This is a genomic window from Paludifilum halophilum (assembly GCF_002245355.1).
Lineage (GTDB): Bacteria > Bacillota > Bacilli > Thermoactinomycetales > DSM-45169 > Paludifilum > Paludifilum halophilum.
In genome coordinates, this window is sequence record NZ_NOWF01000004.1 from 91,146 (window position 1) to 108,151 (window position 17,006).

General features: G+C 54.6%; 13 protein-coding genes. 11 read left to right on the forward strand and 2 right to left on the reverse strand.

The window, feature by feature from the left end; genetic code table 11:
- Window positions 1-76: 76 nt before the first annotated feature.
- Both CHM34_RS07585 and CHM34_RS07590 read right to left on the reverse strand, forming a co-directional pair.
- Window positions 77-625, reverse strand: coding sequence for a hypothetical protein (locus tag CHM34_RS07585; RefSeq protein WP_094264007.1), 549 nt, complete (start codon window positions 623-625; stop codon window positions 77-79).
- A 26-nt stretch (window positions 626-651) separates the two neighbouring features.
- A complete protein-coding gene (locus CHM34_RS07590; RefSeq protein ID WP_141201656.1) occupies window positions 652-1,164 on the reverse strand; it encodes a M57 family metalloprotease in 513 nt (170 codons plus the stop codon).
- 215 nt (window positions 1,165-1,379) lie between these two features.
- On the opposite strand from CHM34_RS07590, the gene CHM34_RS07595 reads away from it, so the two are divergent.
- From CHM34_RS07595 to icmF, 11 genes are all read left to right on the forward strand, one after another.
- Entirely contained in the window at window positions 1,380-1,952 is a 573-nt protein-coding gene (locus CHM34_RS07595) for an LOG family protein (protein ID WP_094264009.1), read from the forward strand.
- A 414-nt stretch (window positions 1,953-2,366) separates the two neighbouring features.
- Window positions 2,367-4,469 carry a (Fe-S)-binding protein gene (locus CHM34_RS07600; protein ID WP_094264231.1) on the forward strand — a complete coding sequence of 701 codons (2,103 nt, stop codon included), beginning with the start codon at window positions 2,367-2,369 and terminating at the stop codon, window positions 4,467-4,469.
- 186 nt (window positions 4,470-4,655) lie between these two features.
- The gene (locus CHM34_RS07605) at window positions 4,656-6,398 is read left to right on the forward strand and encodes a VanW family protein (RefSeq protein ID WP_094264010.1); all 1,743 of its coding nucleotides are present in this window, start codon (window positions 4,656-4,658) and stop codon (window positions 6,396-6,398) included.
- 293 nt (window positions 6,399-6,691) lie between these two features.
- A complete protein-coding gene (locus tag CHM34_RS07610) occupies window positions 6,692-7,873 on the forward strand; it encodes an acetyl-CoA C-acetyltransferase (protein ID WP_094264011.1) in 1,182 nt (393 codons plus the stop codon).
- Between the two features lie 153 nt (window positions 7,874-8,026).
- The gene (locus tag CHM34_RS07615) at window positions 8,027-8,884 is read left to right on the forward strand and encodes a 3-hydroxybutyryl-CoA dehydrogenase (RefSeq protein ID WP_094264012.1); all 858 of its coding nucleotides are present in this window, start codon (window positions 8,027-8,029) and stop codon (window positions 8,882-8,884) included.
- A gap of 45 nt (window positions 8,885-8,929) precedes the next feature.
- Window positions 8,930-10,072: an acyl-CoA dehydrogenase gene (locus CHM34_RS07620; protein ID WP_094264013.1), complete on the forward strand. Its 1,143-nt coding sequence runs from the start codon at window positions 8,930-8,932 to the stop codon at window positions 10,070-10,072.
- A gap of 122 nt (window positions 10,073-10,194) precedes the next feature.
- Window positions 10,195-11,337: an acyl-CoA dehydrogenase gene (locus tag CHM34_RS07625; RefSeq protein ID WP_094264014.1), complete on the forward strand. Its 1,143-nt coding sequence runs from the start codon at window positions 10,195-10,197 to the stop codon at window positions 11,335-11,337.
- Window positions 11,338-11,512: 175 nt separating this feature from the next.
- Entirely contained in the window at window positions 11,513-12,025 is a 513-nt protein-coding gene (locus CHM34_RS07630; protein WP_094264015.1) for a DinB family protein, read from the forward strand.
- 85 nt (window positions 12,026-12,110) lie between these two features.
- Window positions 12,111-13,070 (forward strand): methylmalonyl Co-A mutase-associated GTPase MeaB, encoded by a 960-nt coding sequence (meaB, locus tag CHM34_RS07635; protein WP_094264016.1) that lies wholly within the window; start codon window positions 12,111-12,113, stop codon window positions 13,068-13,070.
- Entirely contained in the window at window positions 13,067-13,711 is a 645-nt protein-coding gene (locus CHM34_RS07640; RefSeq protein ID WP_094264017.1) for a TetR/AcrR family transcriptional regulator, read from the forward strand. The genes meaB and CHM34_RS07640 overlap by 4 nt, the downstream gene beginning before the upstream one ends.
- Window position 13,712: 1 nt before the next feature.
- Window positions 13,713-16,973 carry a fused isobutyryl-CoA mutase/GTPase IcmF gene (gene icmF / locus CHM34_RS07645; RefSeq protein WP_094264018.1) on the forward strand — a complete coding sequence of 1,087 codons (3,261 nt, stop codon included), beginning with the start codon at window positions 13,713-13,715 and terminating at the stop codon, window positions 16,971-16,973.
- The last annotated feature ends 33 nt before the right edge of the window (window positions 16,974-17,006 follow it).

Genomic DNA, 17,006 nt, shown 5'->3' on the forward strand with positions numbered 1-17,006 from the left:
TAAAATTTTATTGATTTAGAGACACCCCGAACCAGAAAAGGCTCAGGGTGTCTCAGTGTACGAATCGTCGGATCCCTTATTTTTTGATGTCGGTGATCAATTGGTTTTTGCTTTGTAATCCGGCCAATCCTTTTTCCACTTCTGCAGGAGGTGTCACGCGTTGGCCCTCCACTTGAAATTTTCCCTGGTAAGCACCGACGATCACATAACTTTCCTCATTCGTGACAGGTCCTTCGTAGGTTCTCAGGAAGAGAACATAGTCCTGTTCTTTTTCCATCACCCGGTTGTGTTCGACGGTCCAATGTTTCCCCTCACGCATTCCGCCGGTTTCCAATACGCGAATCACTTTGGACTTCGGCTTTCCGGCGAGGATGGAACCAACCTTTACCCGGCTCAGTGTAAACGGAACACCCTGATGATTCCATGTCCTTTTGTTCAGGGTCTTTCCTTCGATAATCAAATCGGCTTCTTTTTTCAATTCATCAACATCGGAATAGGTATGGGGGATCGAAACCCCCATGTCCACTTCCTTCGGGGCGAAAAAGGAAAAGTAGACGCCCCCGATCAGTAAGGCTCCCAAGAAGAAAACAGCGAGCGGATACATCTTTCCTTTGATGCTGTCCATCATCGGTTCCTCCTTTTTTTCTGCGGTTAATAGATGGCGTTGACCCCGGCGATGTCGTCACGGGTGGGGCTGTAGACCGTGCGTCCGTCATTGGAGTACATCACAGCTCCGCCCCGTCCCAAGCTGTCTTCGTGGGCCAGACCGATCGCATGCCCCAGTTCGTGAGTAATCACGCCCTTTCGTTGGAGCGAGGAGTAGCTGTCAGTGTAATGCGTGTTGATTTGGATGTCCGCTTTCAGAATGGTACGGCCGGATACCTGACTCAAGTTGCACAATCCGCTCCAGGAAACGTTTCCGAAATTCCCGGCGGTGGTGGTGATCCCCGCGTTGGATCCGCCGTAGGTGAGATTGACCGGTGTCGACCGGTTCCAATCGTTTTTACCGTTTTCGCATTGGGTGGTGTAATCCCCGTGCATGTCGCATTCGTAGGAGATGGAGGTGCTGGACCATTGGTATCCCCACAGATTGTAAGCGAAAGCGGGGGTCCAGGAACCGAAGACGAGAACAGCCAAACCAAGCAGAAGGGTCAGTTTTTTCATGAAGAATACTCCTTTACCTATTTTTCCTACATTCGAATAATTCCTTATAAGGAATCTCAATCCTTCCCGATGAGATTTTTTATTAAAAAAATAAAAGGTAATAAAAAAGAAAGAATATTGGTTTTTCTCCCTGTTTGTTACATTTACGTTTCCGATCACCCTTTCTATAATGGTTGGGGGCCCAAGGGTTCTCGGATTTCAACGGAGGGATGATAATGGAAAGCATCGGTGTGTTTTGTGGATCCAGTTCCGGGTCGGCTCCTGTCTACACCCAGGGTGCAAAAGATCTCGGCAAAGCATTGGCAGAAGCCGATACAACACTGGTTTACGGTGGGGCCAGTGTCGGCTTAATGGGAGTCCTTGCGGATACCGTCCTCGAAAATGGTGGAGAGGTTATCGGAGTGATTCCAAAGAACCTGGTGGACCGGGAGATCGCTCATACGAAATTGACCGATCTGCATATCGTCGATTCGATGCATGAACGGAAAGCCTTGATGTCGGAGCTCTCCGATGGGTTTATCGCGTTGCCCGGCGGGAGCGGAACGCTGGAAGAGTTTTTTGAAGTCTATACATGGGCGCAATTGGGCCACCACCAAAAACCTTACGGATTGCTCAATATCCATGGCTTTTATGATCCTTTGATTCAATGTTTGACCCATATGACCCGGGAAGGATTTTTGAAGGAAGCGTATCGAACCATGGTCCTTTCTGAAACGGAACCCCGGCGGCTACTCAACCGGTTCGATCAATATCAGGCTCCTGGAGTGGTGAAATGGGTGGACGCGTGAGCCATTTGTCACGAAAAGTAATTCGCCTACCGGTTGGGGAGCCTGGGGCGGATTACTTTTTTTGGATCCGATGCGGGGACTCGACATTCTTTCGATCGGACAGTACGATGGAATGGGTGCCTTTTGGACATGGTCCGATCCCTCGATTTCAAAAAACGGAATGTTTTGATTGAATGCAGATAACTTTCGGCCCGCCTGAAAAAAATGAATGAATACCCACTCATTTTGTGTTACAATCATTGCAAACCGATCATTGCCAAGGTTCTGTCAGCATCCGTTGAAACCGCTGTCAATCCGTTGGGTTCGGTGCCGCAGAGGATATGAAAACAGCTTCGCTCTTGAAAAGTTCGGGGCGCTTTCCCAGTGGAAGGACGCTCTTTTCAGACAGAAATCCGAGTAAAGGAGTGGAAAACGGTGGATGCTTGGCAAATCGCCAACCTGATTTTATTTATCGCTGTTGTCGGATACGGGGTATACCTATTCGCCCGGGTGGTATACACCCGTTACATGTACGTTCGTCTAGGAAAGCCAGTGGACTTTTCCGGGGATATGAAAGCCCGTTTCAACGAAGTTTGGGTGAATGTGTTCGGACAGAAGAAACTTTTAAAGGATAAGAAGAGCGGGTTCATGCACGTGGTTATGTTTTACGGGTTTATCATCATCCAGTTTGGAGCGATTGACCTGTTTATCAAAGGGTTGGCTCCGGGCAGCCATTTGCCTGTGCCCGCTTATCCTGCCTTCACTTTTTTACAGGAGATTACGACCTTTGCTGTTCTATTGGCGACGGGTTACGCTTTTTACCGCCGATTTATCGAAAAATTGGCCCGCCTCAAAAGAGGATGGAAAGCGGGATTAGTTGTGATTTTCCTGACCGCTTTGATGTTCACCATTCTGATGAGTGCCGCCTTTGAACAGCTGTGGCTGGGTCATCCGGTTTCCTGGGCGACTCCGATCTCCTCCGCGATCGCCGTCCTTTTTACCTGGATGTCCTCGCAAGCGGCCGGTGTGATGTTTTATATTTTCTGGTGGGCTCACGCTCTGGTACTGCTGGCCTTCGCGGTGTATGTGCCTCAGTCGAAGCATTTTCACCTGTTGGTGGCACCGATCAACGTCTTTTTGAAGCGGCGGGAGGCTCCAGCTAAGCTGAAACCGATCGATTTTGAAGATGAGTCACTCACGGAGTACGGCATCGGCAAGATTGAGAACTTCAACCAAAAACAGCTGATCGATTTGTATGCCTGCGTGGAGTGCGGCCGTTGCACCAATGTCTGTCCCGCTTCCGGGACCGGGAAAATGTTGTCTCCGATGGACCTTTTGGTTAAGATGAGGGACCATTTGACGGAAAAAGGGGCGGCGATCACTTCCCGTTCCCCCTGGATGCCCTCCTTTGCTTTCAGCGGACCCAACGCGGCGGCGGAAGTGGCGGCAACCAGGGAAGAAGACGGCTCCTACGAGTACCCCGTGGCATTGATCGGCGACGTGATTACCGAAGAGGAGCTCTGGGCCTGTACCACTTGCCGTAATTGTGAAGACGCTTGCCCCGTCGCCAACGAGCACGTGGATAAAATTATCGATATGCGCCGTCATCTGGTTCTGACTCAAGGGAAGATGGATGCAGAGGCGACCCGTACTTTCCAAAACATTGAACGACAAGGAAACCCCTGGGGAATCAGCCGCAAAGAGCGGGATAAGTGGCGCGACGGATTGGACGAAGAGATCAGGGTTCCGACGGTGAAAGAGGAGAAGGATTTTGAATATCTGCTCTTTGTCGGCTCGATGGGTTCTTATGACAAGCGAAGCCAGAAGATCACCCGGTCCCTGGCCCGATTGTTAAACCATGCCGGCGTCAAATTCGCCATCTTGGGCAACAAGGAGAAAAACTCCGGCGATACCGCCCGCCGGATGGGCAACGAATTCCTGTTTCAGCAACTGGCGACGGACAATATCGCCCTGTTCCGGAAACATAAAGTGAAAAAGATCGTGACCCCCGACCCTCACGCCTATAACGTTTTTAAGAACGAATATCCTGATTTCGGGCTGGAGGATGCGGAGGTATACCATCACACCCAACTGCTGGCCAAACTGGTTCGGGAAGGGCGGATCCGCCCGAGCCGGGAAGTGAAGGAACGGGTCACTTATCACGATTCCTGTTATTTGGGTCGTTACAACGAGGAATACGACGCTCCCCGATTCCTGTTCCAGTCGATCCCCGGCATCGAGCTGGTCGAGATGGAACGCAACCGGGAAAACGGTATGTGCTGTGGAGCCGGCGGCGGGATGATGTGGCTGGAGGAGGATTCCGGTGTACGGGTGAACACCGCCCGGACGGAACAGGCCCTCTCTGTCGAGCCGAGCCTGATCGGCAGTGCCTGTCCTTACTGCCTGACCATGATGAGTGATGGGACCAAAGCCAAGGAAATGGAAGACGATGTGAAGACGATGGATGTGGCTGAAGTGTTGGCCCTCTCCGTCGACTTCGATCAAAAACCGGATCCGGTGGCTGAGGGCGTTCGGTGACGATCGTTCAATCCTCCAAAGGAGGCTTTCTCCTTTGGAGGATTTTTCATTTTATAAGTAGGCCCTTGGTCCTGTTTTTATATTGGATCTGATTTTTAAATTGATGCCGTCTGGGGGGTGTGCTAGGGTTGGGTGGGGCAATCCTTCCTTTTCGCCTGAAAATCCAGCATAGGATAGGTTCCCATCATGAATGATCACTACAGGGTGCTGGGTATCGACCGGGATGCATCCCCGGATGAGTTAAAAAGGGCTTATCGCCGGCTGGTGCAAACCTATCATCCGGATGTGAACCCGTCTCCGGAAGCGGAGGAGAGGTTGAAGGAAGTCCGTGAAGCTTACGAGGCTTTGAACCGTATCGGTCCGGAGGAGACAGAGTGCGGCAACGGGATGATGGATGAGAGCGGATTTGCCTTCGAAACAGCGGGAGAGAATCGCTCCTTTGAACGTGACGGATCGGCGAAAGGGGCTTCAGAGGCTGGGGAATCGGGTGTAAATCCTTCAGATGGTTTCGATATATCCGATCGAAAAAGACAGAAACCGACGGCTGTGGGAGGGGCATTTATTTTATTATTCGTTTTATTAACGGCCTGCGGTCTCTATGTTCAGTTCTTTTCGGAATCGAACCATCTGGTTTTGACCCGTGAAGGGCGGCAATGGAAGCTGGATCTGAATCAGATCGGATACGATGGGGAGAATGCGTCCAGTATCGACGAAAAACAGTTTGATCGTTGGTTGGACCAGGTTCGGAAGGAGGTGGACCGGCCGGCTGAAAACGCTGAAGTCAAGCGATTGGGGGATCCGATCCGGCCGGGGCGCAAGGGAAAAGTCATGGATGTGGAGATGATCCGGGAGAAGTGGTTGCCGATCCTGCCGAAACTGGTTAACCGGCCGCAGTCCATTCCCATGAAGGTTGATAGGCCGACGGTGACGAAAAAGGATTTACAGCGAGTGGACCAAAAGCGGTTAAGCTCTTATACGACCTATTTTGATGGAAGCAATCAGTCCCGGATCCACAATATTCGCCTTTCCGGGAAGGCTTTAAACAATCGTGTCCTCAATCCCGGCGAGATTTTCTCATTTAACCGGGAGGTGGGGCCCCGAACCAGGGAGCGGGGCTACCTCCCCGCCCCTTCTGTTGTCGAAGGGAAGTACTGTAGCGGTGTTGAGGGGGGCGTTTGCCAGACTTCTTCCACTTTATTCAACAGTGTGGATCGGGCAGGATTGACGGTTGTTTCCCGCTTTTCGCATTTCAATACAGACACTTATGTATCGGCGGAACGGGATGCTACGGTATCCTGGGAACGTCTGGACTTTCGTTTTCGCAACCCCTTGCAGGAACCCATCGTTCTGAAAATCCAGGTAAAAGATGAGTCGATCACCGTCCAGGTATACTCCACCCCGGAAGCGAAAACGGAGATTCGCCACATAAAAAACGCTCCTCGAACTCCCGAATATGCGGGCCCGGACCAACCTTCGGCGGAACCTGATTCGGATGACAGCGAAGGGGGCGATTCCCGTGATGAAGATGAAAATGGGGACGGCGAGGCATCCGGCGAGGAGGAAAGAGAAGCAAGCTCCTCCACTGGAGGAAGCAGGACCGGTTCATCCACCGGGGGCGATTCCGACGATGCAACGGAAGGCCGTAATGAAAACGGCGAATCCGCCAACGGGGACGAAGGCGACACGACGCCCGATGAGAATGACGATACCGGTTCCACCGGCGAAGACAGCGGTGGAGAGTCCGAAACCGGCGGTGAAGGAGGTTCCGATTCCGGAGAAGATGACGGTGGGGCTTCCGAAGGTGATGATGAAAACCCGGATGGCGACCGTGATTCCACCGGCGGAGATTCCGGTACGGATAACCCGGGGAGTGACGCCGATGATTCAGAGGGTACGGCCGCCTCGGATCCATCACGTCAGACCTGTTGAGAACTGAAAACAAAGTCCGACACGGCTTCTCGACCATGGAGCGAAGCCCGGAACCAATCCCCGAGTGACGAAAAGTCTCTCGGGGATTTTTGGATCGTGTTGCTTACCCCCGTAAGGGTGGCAGGCCGACGGAGATCCCCAAGGAGCATCATGATTTCCAATAGAAATTACCGAAACATTCTTGTCAATCGGGAACAAACAGAGTAATCTTTATATTGAAAGCGTTTTTATTTTGTCGGTAGTCCGAACGAGCGCTCGATAGGAAACGGAGACTTCCGTGGAGGTGCTTGCAAGTGGAAGAAACGGTGGTGTTAGGCGGTGCCAGGACTCCCTTCGGAAAATTCGGAGGTGCGTTGAAGGACGTGACCGCGGCGGAATTGGGTGGAACAGCGATTCGGGGAGCTCTCGACCGGTCCGGAGTTCCGGATGAAGCCGTGGAGGAAGTGATCATGGGGATGGTGTTACAGGGAGGGGCGGGGCAGGTCCCGTCCCGGCAGGCGGCTCGCCATGCGGGCTTGTCCTGGGAGGTACGGTCGGAGACGATTAATAAGGTTTGCGCTTCGGGAATGCGCAGTGCCACTCTGGCCGATCAGATCATCCGTTCCGGCGGAGCCGATGTTGTAGTGGCCGGCGGGATGGAGAGCATGTCCAATGCTCCTTACATTCTGCAGGGAGCCCGGTGGGGGCAGCGGATGGGAGACGGGAAAATGGTGGATCTGATGATTCACGACGGTCTATGGTGCGCTTTCGACGGGGTGCACATGGCGGTTCACGGCAGCCATACAGCGGCGGAATACCAAGTCACCCGAGAGGAACAGGACCAGTGGGCTTGGCGCAGCCACCAACGGGCAGTGGCCGCTATAGACTCCGGAAAGATGGCGGAAGAGATTGTTCCGGTGTCGGTTCGGGGGCGTAAAGAAGAGGTTATGGCAGAGGTCGATGAAGCGCCTCGGCGCCATACGAGCTATGAGAAGCTGAGCACCCTGAAACCCGTTTTTCTGCAGGATGGGACGGTTACCGCCGGGAATGCCCCCGGAGTGAACGACGGGGCTTGCGCCATGATTCTCGCCTCCGGAAAAAAAGCACAAGCTTTGGGAGTGAAGCCGGTCGCCCGCATTCTCGGGCATGCGGCCATCGGTCTCGAAGCCAAGGACTTTCCGGTGACTCCGGCCTACGCGATTAAAAAACTGTTGCGCCAACAAGATCTCACACTGAATCAGATTGACCGGTTCGAGGTGAATGAGGCCTTTGCCGCCGTAGCGCTGTCCAATGGCAAGATCCTGGATTGGGATGAGGAAAAAGTGAATGTGAACGGGGGCGCTGTGGCTCTCGGACACCCCATTGGCGCCAGCGGTGCCCGCATCGTCCTTACCCTGATTCACGAACTTCGCCGTTCTGGAGGCGGGCTGGGCATTGCCGCTATTTGCAGCGGTGCGGCACAGGGGGACGCCGTCCTGGTCCGTGTAGACGGTTAGCACCTCGTCTGATTTCCAGGGAAATAAAGTTGCCGCCCGGAACGGGACGTCCTTTTAACCCGGGCAGTTTGTTTCAAAACAGATTTTAAAAGAGAGAAAAAAGCGGATAAAATCCGCCGGAGAGAAACCGACAGGGAACGGAGGAGGATGAGTATGAACATCCAAAAAGTGACCGTCATCGGTGCGGGACAAATGGGCAGCGGGATCGCCCAGGTGGCGGCCGGAGCGGGTTTGGATGTCAAGCTTCACGACATTGAAGAAGAGTACGTACAAAAAGGCTTGCAAAGGATCGGTAAAAACCTGGCTCGTCAGGTGGAAAAGGGGCGCTTGACGGAAGAGGAGAAAGAAGGGGTTCTGGGACGGATTCAGGGGACCAACCGCCTGCAGGAAGCGGCGCGGGAAGCGGATATCGTGGTGGAAGCGGTGGTGGAGAATCTCCATGTGAAGACGGAGCTGTTCCGCCAACTGGACCCACTCTGTCCGGATCACGCCATCCTTGCCAGTAACACCTCTTCCCTGCCGATCACAGAGATTGCGGCAGTGACTCAACGGCCGGAACGCGTGATCGGAATGCATTTTATGAACCCTGTCCCTGTCATGAAACTGGTAGAAGTTATCCGCGGGCTGGCCACCGGTGAAGAAGTTTACCGGACGGTGGATGAGCTGGCTCGCAGGATGGGGAAAAGTCCGGTGGAGGTGAACGATTATCCCGGCTTTGTCTCCAACCGGATTTTGATGCCGATGATTAACGAGGCCATTTACACCGTTTATGAAGGGGTTGCGGAGCCGGAGGCCGTCGACCAGGTGATGAAGCTGGGGATGAACCACCCGATGGGCCCCATCACTTTGGCGGACTTCATCGGATTGGACACCTGCCTTTACATCATGGAAACGCTGTACGAAGGGTTTGGCGACCCGAAATACCGCCCTTGTCCCTTGCTTCGCAAATACGTGAAGGCGGGATGGCTGGGCCGGAAAACCGGACGCGGTTTTTACAACTACGAAAGGTGACACCCCGTGTCCCAAGGACAGGTTGTCGATTAGGGAGAGATGAACATGGAATTTCAATGGACAGAAGAACAGAAGATGATGTGGAAAACGGTACAGGAATTCGCTCGCGCCGAAATCACTCCTTACATCGAATCCATGGATGAAGAAGATCGCTTTCCCCGGGAAGTGTTGCGGAAGATGGGTGAGCTCGGGTTGATGGGGATTCCCGTCCCCGAAGAATGGGGAGGGGCGGGCTCCGATTTCCTCTCCTACATTCTCGCCCTGGAGGAAATCTCCAAAGTGAGTGCCACGGTCGGAGTGGTTCTGGCGGTTCACACATCGGTGGGGACTTTTCCCATCCTTCGTTACGGCACGGATGAACAGCGCAAGAAATATGTGACCCGGCTGGCTTCCGGGGAGTATCTGGGCGCTTTTGCCCTCACGGAGCCTCATGCCGGCTCCGATGCTTCCCAGATCCGGACCCGGGCGGTTCGGAACGGGGATCGCTACATTTTGGACGGAAGTAAAGTCTTTATCACCAATGGCGGGGAGGCGGATACCTATATCGCTTTCGCTGTGACCGATCCGACAGCGGGGGCCAAAGGTGTGACCGCTTTTATCGTGGAAAAGGGGACCCCCGGGGTGACGGTCGGTAAAAAAGAGAAAAAAATGGGTCTGGGTGGCTCCAGTACCTGCGAAATAATTTTCGATCAGGCGGAGATCCCCGCGGAAAACCGGTTGGGAGAAGAAGGGCAGGGGTATGAGATTGCGCTGTCCAACCTGACCGGGGGGCGGGTCGGAATCGGGGCTCAGGCCTTGGGAATCGCCGGTGCGGCTTTGGAAGCGGCCACTTCCTATGCGAAAGAACGAAAGCAGTTCGGCCGTCCACTCGCCAAGCTGCAAGCGATCCAGTTCAAGCTGGCGGATATGGCGACCCGGATTGAAGCGGCCCGTCTCCTCGTTTATCGCGCCGCTCTTTTGCATCAGGAGGGACATGATTGCAAAAAAGAGGCCTCCATGGCCAAAAAGTTCGCCTCCGATGCGGCGATGGATGTCACTACGGAGGCGGTCCAGATTTTCGGGGGTTACGGATATACCCGGGAATACCCGGTGGAACGTCTGTTTCGGGATGCGAAAGTGACCCAGATTTATGAGGGAACCAACGAGATTCAACGTGTGGTTGTGGCTAAGGAACTGTTGCAGGACTGATAAAGGCCGTCTGTTGAGGAGCATCCGGAGGAAGGGATCGGCGACGGTCGGATGACAGCGGGTTTTACTGCTCCCGCTACCGGCTGCCGCAGCACACAACGGGTAGGAGGAGCGTTGGGCCGATGCAATTTCAATTGAGTGAAGAGCACGAAATGATGCGGAAGATGGTGCGGGATTTCGCCGTCAAGGATGTGTCTCCGACAGCGGCGGAACGGGATGAAAAAGAGGTTTTCCACCGTTCTATTTTCGATCGGATGGGTGAATTGGGTTTGGCCGGAATCCCGTGGCCCGAGGAAGTGGGAGGCGCCGAGTCCGACTTTTTGAGTTATGTAATTGCCGTTGAGGAGTTATCACGGGTATGCGCCTCCACCGGGGTTACCTTATCCGCTCATATCTCCCTGGCGGGATGGCCGATTTATACATTCGGCACCCGGGAGCAGAAACAGCGTTTCCTGCGTCCGATGGCGGAAGGGAAAAAGCTGGGGGCCTACGGATTGACGGAGCCGGGTTCCGGTTCCGATGCCGCCGACATGAAGACCTTCGCCGTCCGGGATGGAGACGATTATATCTTGAACGGAAACAAAATCTTTATCACCAACGGAGGAGAGGCGGAAATTTATGTTGTTTTCGCCGTTACCGATCCGGATCAAAAGCATCGCGGTATTACCGCCTTTATTGTAGAGAAGGGGACTCCCGGTTTTTCCATCGGCAAGAAGGAGAAGAAACTGGGCATCCGCTCCTCTCCGACGACAGAGATTCTCTTCGAAGACTGCCGGATTCCGGCTGAAAACCGGCTGGGTGAGGAAGGTCAGGGCTTTAAGATCGCGATGATGACCCTGGACGGAGGCCGTAACGGAATTGCAGCCCAGGCGGTGGGGATCGCTCAAGGGGCCTTGGATGCGGCCCTGGATTACGCCAAGGACCGGAAGCAATTCGGTCAGCCCATCGGCCGATTACAGGGAATCCAGTTTAAACTGGCGGACATGGCTACCCAGGTGGAGGCGGCCCGGTTGCTTACTTATCAGGCCGCTTGGCTGGAGAGCCAAGGCCTTCCCTACGGAAAAGCCTCCGCCATGGCCAAATTGTACGCCGGCGATATCGCGATGGACGTGACCACAGAAGCAGTGCAGGTATTCGGCGGTTACGGGTATACCCGGGAATATCCGGTGGAGCGCATGATGCGGGATGCTAAAATCACCCAGATCTATGAGGGGACCAATGAAATCCAGCGGGTTGTCATCGCGAACCACCTGCTCCGGGATTGATGGAGAAAAGGCGGTTTCTCGGTGATCGAGTCATCTTTGACCGGGGGCGGGGATTCCCCATTCCAGGTTCTACACGGAGTGCCTTTGGCTCGTCGAAACAACGAACGGAGTATGGAACCCCACCCCGACCCATGAAGGACGTTCTAAATCACAATGCTTTTAAAAGGAGGAGTCGATGCGATTCGATTTACATCCGGATGAGAGGATGGCTCCCACTGTCGGCCTGTTACACGCTGCGGTGAAGGATACCTATCAGCGGTTAAAGCGGCTGGTGGAAGACATGAACCAGGAAGAGATCGATGATCGAGGACCCTTCGGCGACCAAAACAGCACCGGTCAACTGTTGCGGCATCTGGCGGTCGTCGATCTGCATTGGGTTTACCGGATCAAAGGGGAGCCGGTTCCCGCTCATTTGAAGGATGTCTATGGACCGATGAAGGACGATCAGGGCCGGCTGCCCCTGGTGAGCGGAATCGCTCTGGAGGAGCTACTGTCCCGGTACGACCGGGTGCAGGAGATGTTTCGGGAGGCCTGTCTCGGCCTTTCTGACGCTGACCTGGCTCGAAAGGTTCCCTACGAAAATGGAGCGGATGCCACCCTGCGCTGGGGCATCTGGCATATTGCCGATCACAGCCGATACCACCAGGCTCAAATCGCTTGGCTGAAAAAGCGGAAAAGGCAGGACTAGGGTTAGGGATCAAACCGATCAAAATGCCCGGAAGGGGATGTCGATTTCCCGATAGCCAAAGCCGGACCGAAAGGGGGGGGGAGCCGTGCGGGAATGGGCGGAACGGATCCGCCGGGGGGATCGACGAAAAATCGCCCGGGCGATCAGCTGGATTGAAAACGGGGACGAACGCAAGGAGGATTTACTGGAGGCGATTTATCCCTATACGGGAAATGCGTATCTCGTCGGAGTGACCGGATCACCGGGAGCGGGAAAAAGCTCTCTGGTCGACCGGCTGATCGGCTTGCTCAGAGAAGAGGGGATGAGTGTCGGTGTGATCGCTGTCGATCCTACCAGTCCGTTTACAGGAGGAGCTCTGTTGGGTGATCGAGTTCGCATGACCCGACATGCTCTTGACGAGAAGGTGTTCATCCGAAGCATGGGAACCCGGGGCAGCTTGGGCGGTTTGGCCCGGGCGACGAAGGAAGCGGTCCGGGTATTGGATGCGGCGGGGACCGATGTCGTCTTTATTGAAACCGTCGGCGTCGGCCAGTCGGAGATTGAGATCATGCATATGGCGGATACCGTCGCCCTCATTCTTACCCCGGGCAGCGGCGATGCTGTTCAGGTGTTTAAGGCGGGGATCATGGAGACGGCGGATCTGTTTGTGATCAACAAAGCGGAATTAGACGGAGTCCGCAAGCTGGTCCGCGACGTGGAGGAAATGCTTCACCTGGCCAAAGGAAATGAGGACTGGATGCCCCCGATTGTAAAGGCTTCCAGCAAAGAGGGACTGGGGATTGATCAGTTGTGGCGGGAATTGGGTCGCCACCGGGATTATCTTCGGCATTCCGGCCAGTGGAGGATCCGCCGCCTTTCCCGGTTGCGCCGGGAGGTGCGGGAAGTGATGGAAGGCCAGTTGCGACGCCGTCTGGCAGAGAAGATGACAGACCCTGCTTTTCTGCGGGATCTGGATGCGGTTCAGTCCCGGGAAAAAGCGCCCCACCGAGTGGCTCGGGATTGGTTGGACACCCTGTTCAGGGGAGAAGGGGGAAAAGAAGAGTGACCCGGAATTCAGAGAAAATTCCCTCGATGATTAAAAATCGGCGTCTGGTAGAGCGTCGACGGCAACAGATTATCCAGGCGGCATGTGATCTGTTTGTACGAAAGGGCTTTCACAAGACCACCACCCGGGAGATCGCCCGGGAATGCGGTCTCTCGATCGGGACGATGTACGAATATATCCAGACGAAGGAAGACGTTCTTCATCTGGTTTGCGATTTTATCCATTCGGAACTGGAATCCCGGCTGCGGGAAGCCCTTGCATGGACCGGAACCGGCCGGGAAAGTTTGACAAGAGCTGTCGCCCAACACTTTAAGGTGATGGAGGAGATGAGCGATTACGTTCTCCTGATCTACCAGGAGACGAAATCCCTTCCCAAAGAAGCAATGCGATCCATCCTGAAGCGGGAAGAGGAGATTACTGCCCTGTTTGAAGAGGTTTTGTCCAAAGGAGTCGGTGATGGAACGCTGAAGCTGGCCCCTTCCTCTATCAAGCTGATGGCTCATAACATCGTCGTCCTCGGGCAGATGTGGACCTTTCGGCGTTGGGCTCTGTCCGGCCATTACACCTTAGAGGAATATACGGAACGGCAGACGGCTCTCTTGTTACATGAGATGACTGACGAAAACGAGGGAGGCGAATGAGATGAACCCGGAGGTGTATCGACCGAATCATCCGGTGCGCTTCGTAACGGCGGCCAGTCTGTTCGACGGGCACGATGCATCGATCAATCTGTTTCGCAGGCTGTTGCAAGCCGGCGGAGCGGAAGTGATTCACCTGGGACACGACCGGTCCGTTGACTGGATCGTGAACGCCGCGATTCAGGAGGATGTTCAGGGGATTGCCGTCTCTTCCTACCAGGGGGGACATATGGAGTTTTTTAAATATATGATCGACCGGCTCCGGGAGAAAGGTGCGGATCACATCCGCGTTTACGCCGGCGGTGGAGGAGTGATCGTTCCCCGGGAAATCCGGGAGCTGGAAGATTACGGAGTGGCCAAGGTCTTTTCCCCGGAGGATGGTCGACTTATGGGGTTGCAGGGGATTATCAACCATATGGTGAAGGAGTGCGATTTTCCGACGGTTCGCGAAGCAACCTGGGAGCCGGAAGAGGCGTTGCGGGGAAATGAACGGGCAATTGCCCGTCTAATCACGGTGGCGGAACGGGCGGCCTCCGAGGACTCCGCCCGGGAGGCAGCGGCGGCGGCGCTAACGGCACTGTCCGAAAAGAGGGAAGAGTGTGGGAAAGTGCCGGTAATCGGCTTGACGGGAACCGGAGGAGCCGGAAAAAGCTCTCTTACCGATGAGCTGGTCCGGCGCTTTCTGGAGGATTTTCCGGAGAAGAAAATCGCCGTTCTCTCCATCGATCCTTCCAAACAGAAAACCGGGGGAGCGCTGTTGGGCGACCGCATCCGAATGAATGCCGTGCATCACCCTCGGGTCTACATGAGGAGCCTCGCCACGCGCCGAAAGCGTTCAGAGCTTTCCGGGGCGATCGAAGATGCCATTTCCGTCGTGAACCGTGCGGGCTTCGATCTGATCCTGGTGGAAACCAGTGGGATTGGTCAGGGGGACGCGGATGTCATCGAAGTTTCCGATCTCTCCGTTTATGTCATGACCTCGGAGTTCGGAGCCCCTTCCCAGCTGGAAAAAATCGAAATGTTGGATTATGCCGATCTAATTGCGATCAACAAATTCGACCGCAAGGGCTCCGAGGATGCTCTCCGGGACGTTCGTAAGCAATATAAGCGGAACCACCATCTGTTTCACGCCCCCGACGATGAGCTTCCCGTCTACGGGACCATGGCCAGCCGGTTTAACGATCCCGGTACCAATCTCTTTTACCAGGCAATGATCGATCGCCTGTCCGCCAAACTGGACTTAGGATGGGAATCCTCCATGGATGTGTCGGGGCAGAAGATGGAAGTGCTTCATATCATCCCGCCGGAACGGACCCATTACTTGCGGGAGATTGCCAACACGGTCCGCCGATATCAAGAATATGTCGAAGAACAAGCGGGATCGGCCCGGGAATGGTACCGGTTGAAGGGTGCCCGGGAGCTGTTGGAGAGCGAAGGAGATGGGGAGGAAGCGACAAAAAAGCTGGAACAGATGGAAAAACAGGTGGAGGAAAAACTGGACCCGGAGAACAAACGCCTCCTGGAAGAATGGCCGCGAGTGAAGGAAAGATACCGGCAGGAAGAATTCATCATCAAGATCAGGGACAAGGAAATCCGTTCCCCTCTCTTTACCGAAACCCTCTCCGGCAACCGGGTTCCCAAGATCGCTCTTCCCCGCTACGAAGACTGGGGAGAGATCCTTTCCTGGAGGATGAAGGAGAATGTTCCGGGTGAGTTCCCCTTTACCGCCGGGGTTTTCCCTCTGAAGCGGAGCGATGAGGATCCGAAGCGGATGTTCGCCGGGGAAGGGACCCCGGAGCGGACCAACCGGCGTTTTCATTATTTATCCGAAGGGGAACCGGCCAAACGGTTATCTACGGCTTTTGACAGTGTCACCCTCTACGGGCGCGACCCTGATGAGCGGCCGGATATCTATGGTAAGATCGGGGAATCCGGGGTCAGCATCTGTACCTTGGAGGATATGAAAAAGTTGTTTGCCGGGTTTGACCTATGTGCGCCGAATACGAGTGTTTCGATGACCATCAACGGACCGGCCCCGATCCTTCTGGCCATGTTCCTCAATACAGCCATCGACCAACAAATGGACCGGTTCCGGGAAAAAGAGGGACGAAAGCCCCGTGTCGAGGAAGCGGAGGCCATTCGGGAACAGGCTTTGTCCACTGTGCGGGGGACGGTACAGGCGGATATTCTAAAGGAGGACCAGGGGCAGAATACCTGCATCTTCTCCACGGATTTCGCGCTGAAGATGATGGGGGATATCCAGCAATTCTTCATTGACCATCAAATCCGCAATTATTACTCCGTCAGTATCAGCGGCTACCACATCGCGGAGGCCGGGGCCAATCCCATTTCCCAGCTCGCCTTCACCCTGGCCAATGCTTTTACCTATGTCGAGTATTACCGGAGCCGCGGAATGGATATCGACCGGTTCGCTCCGAACCTCTCCTTCTTCTTCAGCAACGGGCTGGATGCGGAGTACACAGTGATCGGCCGGGTGGCCCGCCGCATCTGGTCCGTCGTGATGAAACGGTTGTATGGGGCCAATGAACGAAGCCAGAAGCTCAAATACCACATCCAGACCTCCGGACGCAGTCTTCACGCTCAGGAAGTGGACTTCAACGACATCCGTACTACCCTGCAGGCGTTGATCGCCATTTACGACCAATGCAACTCCCTGCACACCAACGCCTATGACGAAGCGATCACCACCCCGACAGAAGATTCCGTTCGCCGGGCGATGGCGATTCAGATGATTATCTCCAAGGAATTGGGGCTGGCCAAAAATGAAAATCCCCTTCAGGGTTCCTTTATCATCGAAGAGTTGACGGACTTGGTGGAAGAGGCCGTCCTTCAGGAATTTGAACGAATCAGTGATCGGGGCGGGGTGCTGGGGGCGATGGAGACCCAGTACCAACGGGGTAAAATTCAGGAGGAGTCCCTTTATTATGAGACAAAAAAGCATTCCGGGGAACTGCCGATCGTGGGAGTCAATACCTTCCTCAAAGAGGAACCCGGGGAGGGAGAACCGGAATACGAACTGACCCGGGCCACACCGGAGGAAAAGCAGCTGCAGATTCACAATCTCCGCCGATTCCAGGAACAAAACGAAGAGCGGGCGAGAGAGGCTTTATCGCGGTTAAAACGCGTCGTCCAGGAAAACGGCAATATTTTCGCCGAGCTGATGGAAACGGTCCGATTCGCCAGTCTGGGGCAGATCACGGATGCTCTCTTCGAAGTCGGCGGTCAATACCGGAGGAATATGTAGGAATCAGCGTCCGATATCCTTTGGAAAGCGTAA

Excerpts from the sequence above, each read along its gene's own strand:
- CHM34_RS07585 (WP_094264007.1), bottom strand. The coding sequence starts at position 625 with ATGGACAGCATCAAAGGAAAGATGTATCCGCTCGCTGTTTTCTTCTTG.
- CHM34_RS07590 (WP_141201656.1), bottom strand. The coding sequence starts at position 1,164 with ATGAAAAAACTGACCCTTCTGCTTGGTTTGGCTGTTCTCGTCTTCGGT.
- CHM34_RS07595 (WP_094264009.1), top strand. The coding sequence starts at position 1,380 with ATGGAAAGCATCGGTGTGTTTTGTGGATCCAGTTCCGGGTCGGCTCCT.
- CHM34_RS07605 (WP_094264010.1), top strand. The coding sequence starts at position 4,656 with ATGAATGATCACTACAGGGTGCTGGGTATCGACCGGGATGCATCCCCG.
- CHM34_RS07615 (WP_094264012.1), top strand. The coding sequence starts at position 8,027 with ATGAACATCCAAAAAGTGACCGTCATCGGTGCGGGACAAATGGGCAGC.
- CHM34_RS07620 (WP_094264013.1), top strand. The coding sequence starts at position 8,930 with ATGGAATTTCAATGGACAGAAGAACAGAAGATGATGTGGAAAACGGTA.
- CHM34_RS07625 (WP_094264014.1), top strand. The coding sequence starts at position 10,195 with ATGCAATTTCAATTGAGTGAAGAGCACGAAATGATGCGGAAGATGGTG.
- CHM34_RS07630 (WP_094264015.1), top strand. The coding sequence starts at position 11,513 with ATGCGATTCGATTTACATCCGGATGAGAGGATGGCTCCCACTGTCGGC.
- icmF (WP_094264018.1), top strand. The coding sequence starts at position 13,713 with ATGAACCCGGAGGTGTATCGACCGAATCATCCGGTGCGCTTCGTAACG.